Genomic DNA, 16,333 nt, shown 5'->3' on the forward strand with positions numbered 1-16,333 from the left:
CTTCGTCTCACCTGTTCGCTACTGCGCAAAGCCCGCTTCGACGAGCGCGTCGTTGAGGTCGTCACGGACCCGCTCGCCGAGTTCGCGGTTGTTGGCTGTCGTCACAACGCGGTTCTCCTGGACGCTGGACCCATCACGCAGCAACAGCCGGACGTTTCCGGTGCCGTCTGCTCGCGTCACCTTGCCGCGGACTCCGGTTCGCGAGCTCGAGCCGCCTGCCTCTATCGGCCCTGGAATAATCTTCTTCACGTGGGGGTGGCCGGCGACGACTTCGAGCACATCTCGACCCGAACGACCGCCGATGAGCGTCGAGTGCGAGCCGCCGAGTTTCTCGGCGACTGACGCTTCGACCACCTCCAGGGGCGGGTCGCCCTTGCGGTCAATGACGTGGTCGACTGGGTCGTCGGCCCCGATACGGTAGAAGGGATAGCGGAGCTGTGCCCGGACTTCCCTGAGCACGTCACGCTCACCGGTCGCGTAGACCTCTTCCGGGCGTTTCCGTCGCACGTCATCGGCAATCTGTCCGGCGAAGTACCGCAGCTCTGACCGCTCCTGTTCCTGGTCAGGCTCCGGCGTTGTCGTCACCGTTCGGTGACCGACAGCCGTCTCGTCGAGTAATACTGTTACTGTCGCGCGTTCGCGCTGGAGTTCGAGCACGACTGTGTCGGCATTTTCGGTCTGACAGACCAGACAGTAGTCGCCTGGTCTGTCGAGCGGCGTCGCACACTGCCGACACTCCATACACGGTACAGGGTGACCGAGCGCGATAAGCCCGGTGTTTCAAGGCCCAATCACAACCGCTCGGGGTCACATTTCATGAACTCCCGGAGGACGACCGTCGCGTACGACCCGCGCGGCAGCGCAAACGATAGCTCCAATGGGTCGAACGCGAGGTCGAGTGTCGTCTGAACGAGGACGGCGCGGCGAGTCCCCGTCGAATTGAACTCGCCGGGCAGGTCGAAATCAGTCGGCTCGATACCGACCTCCTCTAGCATCTCCCGCTCGATATCGCCCGGCTCGCCGTCGGCCAGCTCGGTCTCCGTGCCGACAAGCGGTGCCGTCACAAATGCTCTGCCGCGCTCGCAGTGTCGCGTTACCGAATCGAGCCGTGACTCGTCGACCCGCTGTGTCCGGCCCGTGTCGGGAACGGTCACTCCTTCGGGGGCGTCACTGTCGGTGAAACAGACCACGTCACCAGCAACAGGGCGGTCGAACGGGAGCCCGCGTTCGAGTCGTAACGAGAGCATCCGATTGAACGCGTAGGACTGTGCGGCGTGAACGAACAGACGCTGGAGGTTTGTCGGGACCGCTTCCAGTGCTTCACGGAAGTCTGCCGGGCTGTCGTCTCCCTTGACGAGGCGGTGAAGCATCGCCCGCTCGTGGGTGAGCTGTCGTGGGAACTCATCGAGTGCGGCCTGCCAGTCACGGCTCTGTTCGGCGAACGAGCGGGCGTCTCTCGTTGGCTCGGGCTCACGTTCGCTCGGGTTGCCGACGTAGGCCATGACTGCCCTCTCCCAGTCGCCCCGAAGGAGGCCGAGTCCAACCTCGTGGGTGACTGGCCGCTTGCTCCCGAACCGCTGTTGCCCGAAGTAGTTCGGCACGCCGACGACCGGACTGTCATCGTCACGCTGGCCGCCGAATTCTGTCAGCTCGCGCAGAGATGCTCTGGCATGCTCGTGGCCGTCTGTCTCTCGGACCGTTACCTCGAACTCGTTGCCAGCCAGGTCGCCGAACAGAATCGGCCTGCCGGTCCGACCGACGACTTCGTAGCTAACATCGTCGAGATCGGGAACCGCGTCGGCCGCGATACCGTCGATGCTGAACAGCTGCGTGGTAACTGCGCGTTTGTCCTTGGTCCCTGCCCAGGAGACCCGTTCTCGGGAGATGCCGAGCCTGTTCGAGAGCGCCCGCGCAAAATCGTTAGTGTCCCAGTTTCGCAGCGTCACACGGAGCAACAGATGCGGATAGGCATCTGTGTCTGCGTCGACCGGTTCGGCGGCAAAATCCTCCCGCTCGCGGACGCGAAAATCAGCGGGCTCTTGGCGAAGTTGGCCGCCAGTGCCGTCGGCGTCGCTCACGTAGTAGCCGATGCCGACCTCGCGCTCGAGCGGGTGTGCCTCGCGCATGTACTGACCGCCGATGAGAGCCCGTCGGATAAATCAGTGTCGTCAATACATGAGGGTAGAGACCGTTCGCATGACCACTCAGCGGTCGATGATACCGTCGAGATAGCCGCGGCGCTGTGCAACAGCCACGCCGACGAGTATCGCGCCCCCGACCACGAGCAGTATCGACTGTGTTCCGAGGGTTTCGAAGAAACTCTCGACTGTGGCCACGAGAGCATCCGCAACTGGGTCGGCATCTTCTGTGTCCGGCACGACGAACCCGGGCGCGACAAACCCAGCGACAGCGCCGAGCAGACCCGCACCCACCAGCGCGCCGCCGGCGGTTCTCGCAGTTCGTGCGATATCACGGGTGAGTGCCCCGATGACGCCGACGAGAACCAGCGCGAGCGCCGGAAGCGCCACCACGAGCGTCTCTATCAACTGCACGGCGTCTGCGGCTCGCGAGAGGGCCTCGCCGGACTCTTCCTCCTCGTCCAGTGTCACGGTGTCATCGATGTCTGCGACGGCCTCGTCTCCGAGTGCTGTTTTGAGGTCGTCTTCGCTCGCGGTGAGCTGTGAGGTGTACTCGTCGTAGGTCAACTCACCCGCCAGCCCATCGACGACGGTGAACTGGAGTGACACGAGCGCATCGGTGAGCGCCGTGGTGTACCCTCCCTCCTCGGTCGTGGACTCGACGTCAGCTTTCAGTGCCTGGACCTCCCGGTCGCTGAGGTCCTCCTGAGCCTCCTGGAAACTCTCCTCGTCTGATTCAAGCGCGGCAATCTGCTCCCGGTCGAGACGGTCTGTGCTTTCGCCGATTAGGGTCGGTGTATCGACGACAATATCTCTGGCGACAGACTCGGCTACGCTGCGTTTGACCGTCGTGATGTCGAGGACGAACGAGACCTCGTCACGATCTCCCTGCAGGAACGCATAGAGTCGCTCTATGTTGTTGGTTGTCTGCTCGCGAACGTAGTCGGTAGTGACGCTCTCCTCGGCGGTTGTCTCTGAATCGAACTCCCCAAGACCAATGCCAGGTGGCAGGCTCAGACCCTGTATCCCGGAATCAATCTCGTCAGCTACTGTGTCACGGAACTCGTCGCCCTGTTCGGCGAACAGCCCCTCTTCGTCCATCTGCTGGATGACGTGGTCGGAGTCGAGCACCGTTCGGTCGGCCGCAACTGCGAGGTTCCCTCCGGCAACGGTCGCCACCAGGATAACACCGACCAACACGAGCGCGACTCGCCCTGGGAGTCCACGAGGGCGTCTCCCCTGGTCATCCGTTGTTTTTGCTGTGTCGTTCGCCCCTGTTGGTCTCTTTTTGCTCGTGTTGTCCGACGTGGAACCGCCACCCTGGTTACTCATCATCCCTAATGGGAACGCTCTGTCATATAAACACTAGCACGAAACGGCGTCTGTTGCCGGCATGCGGGGGTCTGCCCTGTACGTTGATCTTTCGAGAGTCGTACCAAGAGACGTATATCTGCCGGAACCGAATCACCTGGTATGCAACGACGGAGCTTTTTGCGCCTGACAGCAGCCGCTACTGGCGGTGCGGTTGCGGGGTGTCTCGGCGGCGACGATTCGAACACAGTCTTCGACGAGCCGTATCTCGAAGAAGCAGACCCTGAGGACCTCTCCTATCCGGCACACGGCGAGGAGCTGCCGGAGGTGACGCTGCCCGCACCGCTCGACGACCGAGAGGTCTCGACACGAGAGTTCGTCGAGGACCGCGAGACCATTATGACGTTCATTTACACGCGGTGTCCGGGTCCCTGTCCGGGGATGACTGCCGCGCTCGCACACGTCTTCGTCGACGCCGCGGACCAGGGATACAGCAACGAGGTGGCGCTGATGCCGACGACGTTCGACCCAGAATACGACGACGAACAGCGCCTCCGGCGCTTTTTCGAACGTAACGGTGTCGACCCGACTGCGGAGAACTGGCTCGCTCTGCGGCCTGAAACGTCCGAGCAAGCTGACGAGGTCGTCAACGGCGAGTTTGGCGTCGGCTTCGAGCGAACCCCAGGCGGCGATGGGCACGGCGGCCACAACACCTCACAGGGCGAGACACTCAATCCCAGTGAGGGCGACTACGACTTCACCCACGTCAACCTCGTCATTCTCGCGAACCGTGACGGATACGTCGAGCGTGCCTACCAAGAGGTCCCACGTCCAGACGAGTTGCTTTCGGACCTCCAGAAGGTTAGAGACGCGTACTAAATTTCGTCCCGGTCGGTAAAGCTATACCGCCGGTGGATGTGGCCGTCGGCGAACTCGTGGAAGTCAGCGAAGTCGAAGGCGACCTGGTCGCCGTTTTGGACGCCGGAGAACGTCCCCCTGACTGCGACTGTCTGCCCCTCAACGACCACGTCGTGAAGCTCGTGGCTCCCCTCTTCGAGGGGGCGACCGTCGAGGTAGAACTCCCGCAAAGCGTCCCGCCCTTCGATTGCGCCCTGTCCGGGACGCTCGTAGCGTACGTCCGGGGCGAACAGGGCAACGAGGTCGTCGTACTGTTCGGCATCGACTAACTCGTAGTACTTGCGGACCGTTGATTCGGGTGTACGTGCCATACCGGACACTCGGACCCCAGGAGTATAACTCTCCCTGTCACATGAAATCCGAGAGGCCAGCCTGCGAGTCGTCGTCTGACTCCGCTGTACTCGCGTCGGTATCGACTGACTCCGCTGTACTCGCGTTGGTGTCGACTGTCTCCGCTGTTTGGTCGTCCGCCTCGGTTGGCTCGTCGATTGAGGCCTTATCTGTACTCTCGCCGGGGTCGAAAGCGCCGCCGGTCCCCTCTGTGGCCCGTTCCTCCCTGAGCTGTTCGGCGTCGTCGACGATTGATTGGACCTTGTTCGTGTCCTCGCCGCTGCCGGTAATGAAAGAGATGTGCTCGGCTTCGAGCTCGTAGCGGGCGGTCATCGCAACCGTGAGCTCGCGGTTCTTGCAGTGGTGTGTCATCGCCGCAAGGTGGGGCATGATTTCTCGTCGAGCGGTACTCATGCTCGTCCCGTTTGCCTCCGCGATTTTTCGAGCGATGTAATCTCGCTTGTCGCGAGTCCCCCGTGAACGGCCCAGCTTCGACCAATAGCTCGGCGGACTGTACCGGGTCCAGCCGCCTTTCGGCTCGCGGCGGGCCGCCGCCACGCCTGCGGTCATGTTGTCGCCGGCGTAGCGCCAAAACGAGTAGTTCTGCGTCGCCCGAACCCGCCCGAGCCAGCGGTCGGCGTTCGACAGGAAGCCGTAGGCGACGGCCAGTTCCTCGCCGTGGTAGTCCTTCGGAACGTTGTCCTCTATCCAGTTGATGAGGTCGTCCGGTGTCTCGTCGACGTCGTAGCTCGCCTGCAGGGCCTCCTGTGGGCCGGCCTCTTTGATGACCGTATCGAGGTAGTCGAAGACGCCGGTCGTGGTGTCGCGCTCGCCGGTCACCACGTCGTCGGCGACGATGCGGTCCCGGCCCTCCGCCAGCGCCTGGAGGTCGTTGATTGCGCCCCGAAGGTCGCCGCTGTTCATCTCTGCGATGGCTTCGAGAGCGTCGGACTCGAACTCGACATCCTCTTTCCGACAGATATCACGCAGGACGGGCCGTATCGAGCGCTTCGAGACGCTCCGGAACTCGATGTCCTCGCAGGCGTTTCGAAGCCCGTTCGACATCTCGTAGTAGTCGTTGGCGATGAGAATCATCGGCTGATTCGCCTCCTTAACAAGACTCGTTACGGCCCGGCTCCCACCGCGGTCGGCGTTGCCGTGGATGTTGTCGGCCTCGTCCATGATGACCAGACGACGGCCGCCGCCACCTGCTCCGAGTGTGCCGCTCTTTGCTGCCTCGCCGGCGACTCGTTCGATGACGTCTTTGGTTCGGGTGTCAGAGGCGTTCAGCTCGATTGTCGGCCACCCTTTGTCGGCTGCAAGCGCGTGTGCAGCCGAGGTTTTTCCGACGCCCGGCGGCCCGTAGATGACGACCGCCTCGTGGTGGTCCTCCCAGCCGTCTGCCCACTCTTGCAGGTCGTCTCTGGCCGAGTCGTTGCCCCGGAGCTCCGACAGCGACGACGGGCGGTACGTTTCGGTCCAGTCGGTCATCCCGTAACCGACCCCCGTTTTGTGGCTTCGTGGTTCCGTCGGGCAGTGCTAACTGGCACTGCGGACCGGGACCCAAGCGGTGGTCGTCCCCGATTCGAACACCGCGGTGAGTGCCCCGGAGGAACGTCTGAATGCGACGATAGAGTCGTTCCCAGCGGCGTAGCGCGTACCATCTCAGCAAAGACTGAGGGGCAGGACACTAATGATACTATTGTTCGGCCGGTCCAACAGACGACCCGCAGTCGAGCCACACGGCGATGACACGTCCACTTCAGCGGCCGTGTTGGAGCTGAGAGTCAGTCGTGAGGATGGAACCGTTTTATCGCTTCTTTGACCGACTTGTCTTCGCCGAGGAACGTGAGATGGTCCCCGTACTCGATTATTTCGTCCGGGTCCGGGACGTGTGCGTCGCTTCCGCGCCCCATCTCGGCGATGAGACAGCCACCGGGAATCTCGTCGTTGACTTCCTGAATGGACTTACCGGAGAGTTCGTCCGATGTGACCTCTATCTCGATGATGTCGTGGCCGTCTCCGAGGTCGTTCATCCAGTGGGCCATTGCCGGCCGTTCGATTTGGTTCTCCAGCGCGTACGCAGTTGCCTGGGCGCTGTCGACGGCACTGACACCGAGCGAGTCGAACGCATTGACGTTGTCAGGGTCGTTTACCCTGGCGAACACCTTGTCGATGTTGTACTTCGTCTTAACAGTCTGGCAGACGAGGAGATTGATGTCGTCGCTGTCGGTTGCGGCGACGACGGCCTTGGCGTCCTCGACGCCAGCGGCTTCGAATGTTTCTTGATTGGTTGCGTCACCCTCGAAGACTCTGAACCCTGCCTCTCTCGACAGGCGACACTGTTTCTCGTCGTCTTCAACGATGATGACGAACTCGTCTCTGTTCTCCAGCTGTGTGGCGAGTGACCGGCCGACCCGTCCACCGCCGACGATTATCGTACGCATAGGTGTTACTCCGAGTATATCTCCGATTTGCCGAGCGAATCCTGCTTCGATAACGTCGGTCGCGATGATAACCAAGAAGACAGTCCCGAGTAGAATCTGTGCTTGATTATCGAGCGACGCTGCTTCCGCGGTCAACTCGGCTGCCTCGGTGCCCGACACTTCTGTGGCCTCTTGTTGGAGCTGTTTCGCTTCGTTCTCCAGGTCGACGGCAAACAACGTTGCCACAGACGCGGGAATAATCCCCCGTGGTCCGACGGCGGCCAGGAATCCACGTTCCGGCCAGGTGAACCGCTCGATTCCGACAGTCGAGAGCAGTGCGACAACCGGACGCAGGACGACCATGACGACGAACAGGACGCCGATGCCACCGACGCCGAGACTTTGGACTGCTTCGAGGTCGACCAGCGCGGCCAGCGAGACGAACACGAACGCGAGCAGCAACATCGTCACGTCCTCGGTAAACTCCTCGATAGACTCTCTGTGTGGGAGGTCGAGATTTCCGAGTGTAATTCCAGCGGTCGCCGCGGCCACGACACCGGCTTCGGCGAAGATGAAGTCCGCAACACCGTAGGAACCGGCGGCCCCCAGCAGCGTGAGGAACCTAGCGGCCTGTACTCCTTCGACCTGTACGAACGCCTCGTTCTGGAGATAGTAGACCACGACAGCGATGGCGAAACCAGTCAGAACACCGACCCCGATTCGGGCACCGAATGCCTGTGCAGTCACCGGAATTCCCTGCACCTGCAGCAGAATCGTCTCGAAGATAACGACGGCGGCGACCGCGGCGGTCACGTCGTTGACGATCCCCTCTGTCTCCAGTGCCGCAGAGACGTGCTCGCGAAGATAGACGACGTTGACAATCGGCGTAATAACTGTCGGCCCCGTCGCAACCAACAACGCACCGATGAGAAAGGCAAGTGGCCACTCGGCACCGATAAACCAGTGGACTGCCGCTGCCGTGCCAGCAAACATCAGCAAAGCGCCGACAGTGACCAGCCGGAGCGACGCCGAAGACGCCTCACGGATTCGCTTGAACTGGAGAGCGAACGCGCCGTCGAAGACGATAATCGCCACGCTGACGCCGACGATCGTCGTCAGTCCGCCGCCGTTGGCACCGCCGAACGTCTCTAATGTGACGACACCGATTCCGGCCTCTCCGAGAAACAGTCCCCCGGCGATGTAGAAGACGACACTCGGTATCCGCAGTCTGTTCGCCAGTAACTGCCCGGCGATACCGAACGCCAGTATCCCGACGACCGTAATCAGCAGTGTGTCCGACACGGGCACCTCTATGTGGTGGATTAACATGACTATACCGCCTCGGTTGCTGTCTCCATAGCCGCACAGCACGGCGTGACGTTTCGTCACCTGAGGCGAACCACCGGTACTTTTCGTGTTGCCATCTCATACCAATCCCATGGCAACGAACGCACCCGATACCGACGCGCCGGCTGCCTACGAACAGCTCATCGAACGGAACCGACGACTGTCGAATCTCGGGTACGCCTCGATGTATCTCAACTGGGACCAGCGGGTGACGATGCCCGAGGGGGGCGCGCCGGGGCGGGCACAACAACTGTCGGCGCTGTCGGCGACCACTCACGAGCTGCTCGTCGCCGACGAGGTCGGCGAGTGGCTCGACGCTCTTGAGGGGGCAGACCTGACAGAGGAGCAGGCCGCGAATGTCCGTGAAATCCGCAACGACTACGAGCGGGAAGCCAACGTCCCCGCGGCGCTCAACGAGGAGATCACACAGACTGCCTCCGAGAACCAACAGATCTGGCAGGAGGCAAAGGCAGACGACGACTTTGCGTCGTTCGCGCCGCGCCTGAAGACGATGCGCGAACTCCAGCGACGGAAGGCCAAACACATCGACCCCGACAAGAGCCCCTACACGGTGTTGTACGAGGGAAGCCACCAGTACATTCCCATCGAGACGATGACCGACATCTTCGAGACGCTCCGGGCCGAGATTCCGCCGCTCATCGAGGAGATTCGCACTGAGGGCCGGGAGCTCGCGGACCCGTGGGAGGGCGAGTATCCCGACGACGACCAGGAAGCACTCTGTGAGGGGGTCCTCGACTTCCTCGGGTACGACCGCGACCGTGGCCGGCTCGACACCGCGCCCCATCCGTTCATGGCTGGCAACCAGTTCGACGCCCGCGTGACGACGCGGTTCAAACCGACCGACCCGATGGACGCCCTGACCGCGAGCATCCACGAGTTCGGGCACGCAACCTACCAGCTCGGGCTTCGCCAGGACGAGTACGGCACGCCGCTCGGGGCCTCCCGGATGAGCATCCACGAGTCACAGTCCCGGTTCTGGGAGAACCATATCGGCCGGACGAAACCGTTCTGGGAACAGTTCCTCCCGACGTTCAAAGACCACATCGACGGCCACGACGACCTCACTGTCGACGAGGCCTACGAGGCGGCAAACCGCATCTACCCGGACAACCTCATCAGGGTCGAAGCCGACGAACTCACCTACCACATGCACATCATCCTCCGGTGTGAGATTGGCCGCGCGTTCGTCGAGGGCGACATCGACGCCGAGGAGATTCCCGAGGTCTGGAACGACAAGATGGACGACTATCTCGGCGTCCGTCCCGAGACCGACAGCGAGGGCTGTCTCCAGGACATCCACTGGACCGGCGGCTTCGCTGCCTTCCACGGCTACACGCTCGGCAGTGTCGTCGCTGCCCAGCTCAACGACGCCATCCGCGACGACCTCGACGTCGACGCGCTGGTCCGCGAGGAGAACTTCGAGCCAATCCAGGAGTGGATGACCGAACACGTCCACCGTCACGGCCAGCGATACACCACGCCCGAACTCATCGAGGTAGCCACTGGCCAGGAGCTTTCGGCCGAGCCGTTCGTCGATTACGTCCGCGCGAAGTTCGAGGATCTCTACGACCTGTAAGGGGGCGATTCCGCAACCGTTAAAACCGACGCTGACGTTCGCATAGATGCGGGCCGGTGGGGTAGCTTGGTATCCTTCGGCCTTCGGGTGGCCGTAACCGCGATTCGAATTCGCGCCGGCCCACTTCTCCCGCAATTTCCTCTCGAAGAGTAACTCCTCTAACCATCAGGTGGCCGTAACCGCGTCTTCGTGAGCGACAGCGAACGAAGGCAAGCGAGACCGCAGGTCTCGCGTGATTCGAATTCGCGCCGGCCCACTTTTCCCGCAACTTACTCTCGAAGAGCGACCTCTCTAGCTGTCGGGTGGCCGTAACCGCGTCTTCGTGAGCGATAGCGAACGAAGGTAAGCGAGACCGCAGGTCTCGCGTGATTCGAATTCGCGCCGGCACACTTCTCCCGCATTCTCCTGTCGAGTCACACAGCTTTGGACAATGGTCTCCAAGCGCCTGCGAGACAAACACCATGACCTGTGAAGACAAACATACAGGTATGGTCTCAGTCAGCCGTTCGATTCACATCGACGCACCGGTCGAGACGGTGTTTGCGTACCTCGACGACCCCCGGAACCATCCGGAGGTGACGCCAAGCCTGAGCGAGGTTCGTAACATCGAACCGCTCGACAACGGCGGTAAACGCGTCGAGCACACCTACACGATGGCCGGTATCGGCGTCGACGGCGAACTCGTCGAACAAACACACGAGGAAAACGAGCGGATGGTCTTCGAGATGCGCGGGGAGCTCACCGGCGAAATCGAAATCGAAACCGTTCCCGACGGTGACGGAACGGAGCTTCACTACCGCGCCACGTACGACCTGCCGGGAAGGGTCATCTCGACGCTTGCGACACCCTTTGTCCGTCGGTACAACGAGCGCGAACTCCAGACCACACTCGAAAACACCAAGACGCGACTGGAAGCTGGCGGATAGAGGCCACCGCTTACGAGAGTAACACAGACGCCACGACGCCGACCAGCGGCACCAACACGAGCAGATATATCAGTGCCGAGAGCGCCCAGTCCCGGCGAATTGTGCCAACGCGCGAGGGGGCTACCAGCGACTGGGGCAAGACGACGACGGCGAAGAAGGCGACCATCAGCACGTAGAGGACAGCGCCAGCCAGCACGACAGCGAGCACAGACAGCTCGCCGACGAGTCCATGGCCGACCAGCAGGAGCCAGACGAACAGCGGGCCGGTCAGGAGGCCGGCGAGGTAGTGGACGACCGTCCCCAGCCGCGCCGGCGCAGTGTCTGGCTGGCTCTCGGTCAGGACGCCCGCGGCAATCGACGGCGACGTCGTCCCCTCCGGAAGCCACGGCATAACCAGGTCCATCGCCAGCGTCGCCAGCACACCGGCCCCGACCCCGGCGAGAAAGAGCAGCGATACCGAGAGCGCCTCGTACGTTACCATACCGGGTTCGGGGCTGCCAGCGTATTTTGTCTGGCGGTTCGCTCCGAGGACTCCCGTTCGGCAGCGCGCTAACGCTTCCCGAGCGCACTCTCGAAGGTTCGCTGTGCCCGTTCGTACCCCTCGTTGCGGTCGACGACTGGGTGTGGATACTCCGGAGCGAGCCGGTCGCGCTCGCTATCGGAGAGTGTCGGCCAGGCGACGATTTTGTTCGCCGGTACGTCTTGGAGTTCGGGAACGTACTCGGTGACGTAGGTCGCGCCGTCGTCGTATTTCGACAGCTGTGAGACGGGGTCGAAGATTCGCACGTCGACGCTGTCGGTCCCCGTCGAGGCAATCCACTGCCAGTTGCCGTAGTTGTTCGCGGGGTCGTGGTCGACGAGCTGTCGCTGGAAGTATTTCGCACCCTTCCGCCAGTCGAGGAGGAGGTGCTTCGTCAGGAACGAAGCGACGACCTGTCGCGGCCGGTTGTGGACGTACCCCTCCTCGTTGAGCTGGCGCATTCCGGCGTCGACGAACGGGTATCCGGTCTCGCCGCGTTTCCAGGCCTCGAATCCATCGTCATCCTCGCGCCACTCGATGGCGTTCGGGAACGATTTATAGTTCTCGACGAGCAGCGTCGGGTTGTAGTACAGCAGGTGATAGTTCTGCTCGCGCCAGGAGAGTTCGTACCGAAACTTTCCAATGTTTCGCTGTGCGCTTCCGCGTGCGGCGTCGTAGCGCTCGCTCGCGTCGGCCCAGAGTTCTCGAATCCCGAGCATCCCTCCGGCGATGTACGGCGAGAGCCGCGACACTGCGCCGACCGGCTGCTCGACCGCCCGCTGCATGTCGTCACGAGTGTCGTTGTAACTCTCGATACCCGCAGTGAGGAACTGGTCGTACCGGTCCCGGGCCGCCGGGTAGCCGGCCGCTGGAATGTCGATATCGGCCGATACCGACGGCGGACCGGTGTCGTCGCTGACGGAGACGAGACTGTCTTCGGCCGGCGGGTCGAAGGGCGTCAGCTTGTGTTGGTCCTGCCAGTCGTCGTAGAACTGGCTGTGGTTCTGGTACCGCGGCGCGAGTCGTTCTGGGTCGACCAACACGAGGTCGGTGACGGATTTGGTTGGGACGGCGTCGTCGACGGCCCGCTCGCGGTTTCGACGCGCAGGCCGGTAGTGGCGGTTGTAGTAGACTCTGTCGGCGTCGTACTCCGAACACAGCGATTCGAGCGTCTCCGCGGGCGAGCCGACCCGAACGAGCAGGTCCGACCCCAGCTTCCGGTACCGTTGTTTGAGTGTCCGAACGCCCTGTAGAAGGAACGCGCGCTGTCGCTTGCCAATCTGTTTCAGGAGGTCGGTGTCGACGACGTAGACCGGCAGCGTCGACTCGTCTTTCGCCGCCAGGGCGAGCCCTCTGTTGTCGGGGATACGAAAGTCTCGCTGGTGCCAGAAGAGATGCATGCAGTCGACTACGACTGTAGCGGTGTGAGTCTAACTGTCCTTTGCTCGGAGACGGCGACTCTCGGGCAGAGGAATCAGCTCCGATAGGAGATGTCGCTGCCGTCGACGGTTGCAACGACCGTTGCCCTGGCGACTCGTCCGTGGTCACGGACGTGGTGTTCCGGAACAAGTGGCAGCGGAACCGGCCGGAACCCGCCGGCTCGCATCGCACTAACGCTCGCGTACCGTGCGACGGGTGTGCCATCTTCGAAGAGACAGAACCGTCCGGCGTCGTTTCGGGCATAGCTGTACCGGAACGTCGAGGCTGCCGGGCCCGGACACGCGAGTCCGTTGACGGAACCGAGAGTGGCGATACGGTCTCCACCGGCGGTGAGGACGAGCGGCGGGTCGTCGGTGTCTCGTGTGGCCGTTTCCGTCCACCGGACGGGTCCAGCAGTGCCGAGACAGGCGTAGGTGTCGTCTGAGAGCCGGATTCTGTCCTCGATTGGGACGAACTCGCGGCCGTCGTCTCGGCCGTCGAGCAAGAACGGGTCCGCGAGCAACGCTTCGATTTCGGTTGCCGTCTGTGGATGGGCAACAAGGACTGGCACGCACCCCTCGTGTGCGGCGTTTGCGACCGCCGAAACGACTGTCAACGGTCTGTTGTCCCGGAGCGAAACGGCCGCGAGCGGAGCGTCAACGCCAGCTATCGCCGACCCGTCGCCACGGGCGATGGTCCCCCACTCCGTCGGTGTGACATCGAACCCACGGTTCCGGAGGTCTTCGGCCACGGCGTCGGTCCGACGCGATGCTGTCGGTGTCATCAAGACAAATACGTGCCAGAACAATATAAACGACAGCACGGGGATTCTTCGGACAAAAGCCGGTAAGCCGCTCTAACGGGCCGTGTCACACGACTCCGATGCCCGCTACTCCTCGCTCGTGTCGATCCCAAGCGTCTCGTTCAGCCCACAGAAACAGGTTGTCGCGTTGAACCCGAACCCCAGGGCGCCGACGAGCGCGAGGGCGCCGGTCTTTCGTTTTCCGCCTTTGAGCGTGCGTACCGCAACGACGGTCAAGACGGCGGCGAGCAGTGCACGGACGATTCGGTCGCGACCGCCAACGTTTGTTTCGACCATATCTGATATCGGGATTCCTCGGTATTGAACGTTCCTCCTGTCGCTGGCTACCAGCCGAACTCTTCGTGGACCTGCCGCCCCGCATCGTTACAGATGGGGCCAGAAACGTCTGTCACACCTTGGAGTATCTCTGCGGCACGGACCGGCGTCTCACTTCCGGTGAACGCGGCAATCTCGGGAGCACTGACACTGAAGATGACTTCTTCGAAGCCAGCCGAGTGCATTCCGCCAGCACACATCGGACAGGGCTCTGTGCTCGTGTACATGACTGTCTCGGCGCGTTCGGCAGCCGTCAGTTCCCGACAGGCGCGGTGTGCGAGATGAAGCTCCGGGTGACGACGGATGTCGTCTGCTGTGTTGATGCGATTCGATTCGGCCATGACGACCGCATCGTCGTACACGAGGACGCTCCCGAATGGCTCGTCGCCGCGGTCGGTGGCGTCCCGTGCGAGGGCGATTGCACGCTCCATATGCGAGGTGTGGCCGTCAGCCGATGAACTGTCGTCCATACCGGGATAACGTCCCGGCGTCTCATCAACCCTCGCCACAGGTGTCTCTCGCTCTGAGACTGCTCTCTGCCTTTTATGATACACAGGCCCGAACAGAAGGGTACCGGACTGGCGCTGTGGTCTCCCCCTCACGGCGTCGACTGGCTTACAGCCAGGGGCAGGTCGCTTCGGCTCTCCGACTCACGTTTACCGTTCCTGCCGCTCGTGTCTCACCGCGTGACACAGCCATGCCACTTTTTAGCTCACCGCGACCCTCGGATAGCGGACCGGCCGGTCGATGTTTCGGGATACATCGTCGCCGGTCTTGGCCCGTTGTCCACATTCCTTTCCCCTGACAGACACACACCCGCAGATTCAAACGATACCGACACGTATGTGGGTCCGTGGCAGACGCTAACTTCATGCCCGGCTTTCAGTCGCTTGACGAGGAAGTGAGTCGGCGACAGCTCTCGGTCGAAGGGGAGATACCCGACTGGCTCTCGGGGACACTCGTCCGGAACGGCCCGGCCAAGTTCGAGGGGGGTAGTGAGCGCGTCACCCACTGGTTCGACGGGCTCGCGATGGTTCGCGCCTACGAGTTCGCCGACGGCGAGGTCAGGTACACCAACCGCTTCCTTCGGACCGAAAGCTACGAGGAGGCGATGGCAGGACGACCGACCGGACAGTTCGCGACCGGCGAGCGCGGTCTCCAGAAACTGTTCGGCTGGCTGGGCCGGCTGGGGCCGCCCGAGCCGACCGACAACGCGAACGTCCACGTCGCCAGACTCGACGGCGAGTATGTCGCTCTGACTGAGGTTCCCCGGTGGACGCGCTTCGACGAGACGCTCGATACGCGCGGCGAGTTCGTCTTTCGGGACCTTCTCGAGTACGACATGATTACCGCGCATCTGGTCGAGGACCCACAGGGCGGCCACGTCGGGCACGGCCTCTCGTTTGGCCGGACCCACGAGTACCGCCTGTTTCGGATTCCCGAAGGTACCAGCCGCCGCGAGGAAATCGCCGCAATTCCGACCGACGCCCCAGCCTACATCCACAGCATCGGCGTCAGCGAGAACCATCTCGTTCTCGTCGAGACGCCGCTCCGAATCGACGTTCTGTCGGCTCTCTCGCCGTTCACCGAGGGATTTTTCGACCTGCTGGAGTTCGATTATAGCCGCGATACCACCTTCTACGTCGTCTCTCGTGAGACAGGCGAGATCGTCACCGAGACGACTGCGCCGCCGTTTTTCACCTTTCACATCGTCAATGCCTTCGACGACGGCGACCGAGAGAGCGACGACGTGATTGTCGACCTCGTCGCGTTCGACGACGACCGAATCGTCGGGGCGCTCGCGCTGGCAGAACTCGACGAATCCGGCTTCGCCGGGGCACCACCCGGACGACTGGTCCGTTATCGGCTCGCAGCCGACGGCGAGGTGACGGCCAGGCGGCTGTACGACGGTGGTATCGAACTTCCGACCGTCCCGCGACCGAGGAGAACTCGACGGCACCGATACGTATACGGCCAGGCGACCGACCGCGAAGGCGCAAACGGCCTCGTAAAAGTCGACACCGAGCGAGAGCGCGCTAACGAGAACTGGGAGCGAGACCTCTACATCGAGGAACCCAGGATGGTCCAGCGGCCCGGCTCTGGCCAGGAGGACGACGGTGTTGTCCTCGCTCCGGCCCTGGATGTCGCCGCCGAGCGGTCTGTGTTGCTATGTCTCGATGCGACGACGCTGTCAGAGCGCGGACGCGCATATCTTCCTCATCCGATTCCCTTCGGCTTTCACGGTCGGTTTTTTGACGACTAA

At 62.5% G+C, this 16,333-nt stretch carries 15 protein-coding genes and 1 tRNA gene; 5 read left to right on the top strand and 11 right to left on the bottom strand.

From position 1 onward, the window contains the following. Positions 1–18: 18 nt before the first annotated feature. The 3 genes from OSC37_RS12495 to OSC37_RS12505 form a co-directional block, all read right to left on the bottom strand. Positions 19–741 carry a DUF2103 domain-containing protein gene (locus OSC37_RS12495; RefSeq protein WP_267161773.1) on the bottom strand — a complete coding sequence of 241 codons (723 nt, stop codon included), beginning with the start codon at positions 739–741 and terminating at the stop codon, positions 19–21. 50 nt (positions 742–791) lie between these two features. Then, positions 792–2,126, bottom strand: coding sequence for a tRNA pseudouridine(13) synthase TruD (gene truD, locus OSC37_RS12500; protein ID WP_267161774.1), 1,335 nt, complete (start codon positions 2,124–2,126; stop codon positions 792–794). A gap of 78 nt (positions 2,127–2,204) precedes the next feature. After that, the gene (locus OSC37_RS12505; RefSeq protein ID WP_267161775.1) at positions 2,205–3,470 is read right to left on the bottom strand and encodes a hypothetical protein; all 1,266 of its coding nucleotides are present in this window, start codon (positions 3,468–3,470) and stop codon (positions 2,205–2,207) included. Positions 3,471–3,611: 141 nt separating this feature from the next. Here OSC37_RS12505 and OSC37_RS12510 point away from each other — a divergent pair, with 141 nt between their 5' ends. Next, complete coding sequence (locus OSC37_RS12510) at positions 3,612–4,328, top strand: SCO family protein (protein WP_267161776.1); 717 nt, start codon at positions 3,612–3,614, stop codon at positions 4,326–4,328. Here OSC37_RS12510 and OSC37_RS12515 read toward each other — a convergent pair. From OSC37_RS12515 to OSC37_RS12525, 3 genes are all read right to left on the bottom strand, one after another. Beyond that, entirely contained in the window at positions 4,325–4,678 is a 354-nt protein-coding gene (locus tag OSC37_RS12515) for a nuclear transport factor 2 family protein (protein ID WP_267161777.1), read from the bottom strand. The genes OSC37_RS12510 and OSC37_RS12515 overlap by 4 nt on opposite strands. A gap of 37 nt (positions 4,679–4,715) precedes the next feature. Then, entirely contained in the window at positions 4,716–6,188 is a 1,473-nt protein-coding gene (locus OSC37_RS12520; protein WP_267161778.1) for a replication factor C large subunit, read from the bottom strand. 296 nt (positions 6,189–6,484) lie between these two features. Continuing rightward, positions 6,485–8,452: a cation:proton antiporter domain-containing protein gene (locus OSC37_RS12525; RefSeq protein ID WP_368409465.1), complete on the bottom strand. Its 1,968-nt coding sequence runs from the start codon at positions 8,450–8,452 to the stop codon at positions 6,485–6,487. 109 nt (positions 8,453–8,561) lie between these two features. On the opposite strand from OSC37_RS12525, the gene OSC37_RS12530 reads away from it, so the two are divergent. From OSC37_RS12530 to OSC37_RS12540, 3 genes are all read left to right on the top strand, one after another. Further along, the gene (locus OSC37_RS12530; protein ID WP_267161780.1) at positions 8,562–10,067 is read left to right on the top strand and encodes a carboxypeptidase M32; all 1,506 of its coding nucleotides are present in this window, start codon (positions 8,562–8,564) and stop codon (positions 10,065–10,067) included. A gap of 50 nt (positions 10,068–10,117) precedes the next feature. Continuing rightward, positions 10,118–10,190 (top strand) — tRNA-Pro (locus OSC37_RS12535). A 365-nt stretch (positions 10,191–10,555) separates the two neighbouring features. Beyond that, on the top strand, positions 10,556–10,993 hold the full coding sequence (locus OSC37_RS12540; RefSeq protein WP_267161781.1) for an SRPBCC family protein: 438 nt from the start codon (positions 10,556–10,558) through the stop codon (positions 10,991–10,993). 10 nt (positions 10,994–11,003) lie between these two features. On the opposite strand, the gene OSC37_RS12545 is transcribed toward OSC37_RS12540, so the two are convergent. From OSC37_RS12545 to OSC37_RS12565, 5 genes are all read right to left on the bottom strand, one after another. Further along, positions 11,004–11,474 carry a hypothetical protein gene (locus OSC37_RS12545; protein WP_267161782.1) on the bottom strand — a complete coding sequence of 157 codons (471 nt, stop codon included), beginning with the start codon at positions 11,472–11,474 and terminating at the stop codon, positions 11,004–11,006. Between the two features lie 68 nt (positions 11,475–11,542). Next, the gene (locus OSC37_RS12550; protein ID WP_267161783.1) at positions 11,543–12,913 is read right to left on the bottom strand and encodes a cryptochrome/photolyase family protein; all 1,371 of its coding nucleotides are present in this window, start codon (positions 12,911–12,913) and stop codon (positions 11,543–11,545) included. A gap of 74 nt (positions 12,914–12,987) precedes the next feature. Beyond that, entirely contained in the window at positions 12,988–13,716 is a 729-nt protein-coding gene (locus tag OSC37_RS12555) for a hypothetical protein (protein ID WP_267161784.1), read from the bottom strand. Positions 13,717–13,821: 105 nt separating this feature from the next. Then, positions 13,822–14,031 (bottom strand): YgaP family membrane protein, encoded by a 210-nt coding sequence (locus OSC37_RS12560; protein WP_267161785.1) that lies wholly within the window; start codon positions 14,029–14,031, stop codon positions 13,822–13,824. A gap of 47 nt (positions 14,032–14,078) precedes the next feature. Then, positions 14,079–14,540 carry a nucleoside deaminase gene (locus OSC37_RS12565; RefSeq protein ID WP_267161786.1) on the bottom strand — a complete coding sequence of 154 codons (462 nt, stop codon included), beginning with the start codon at positions 14,538–14,540 and terminating at the stop codon, positions 14,079–14,081. Positions 14,541–14,923: 383 nt separating this feature from the next. Between OSC37_RS12565 and OSC37_RS12570 the strand changes: the two genes are divergently transcribed. Further along, positions 14,924–16,333 (top strand): carotenoid oxygenase family protein, encoded by a 1,410-nt coding sequence (locus OSC37_RS12570; RefSeq protein ID WP_267161787.1) that lies wholly within the window; start codon positions 14,924–14,926, stop codon positions 16,331–16,333.

The sequence above is a fragment of the Halovenus salina genome (genome assembly GCF_026410925.1).
In the GTDB taxonomy this organism is placed as follows: domain Archaea; phylum Halobacteriota; class Halobacteria; order Halobacteriales; family Haloarculaceae; genus Halovenus; species Halovenus salina.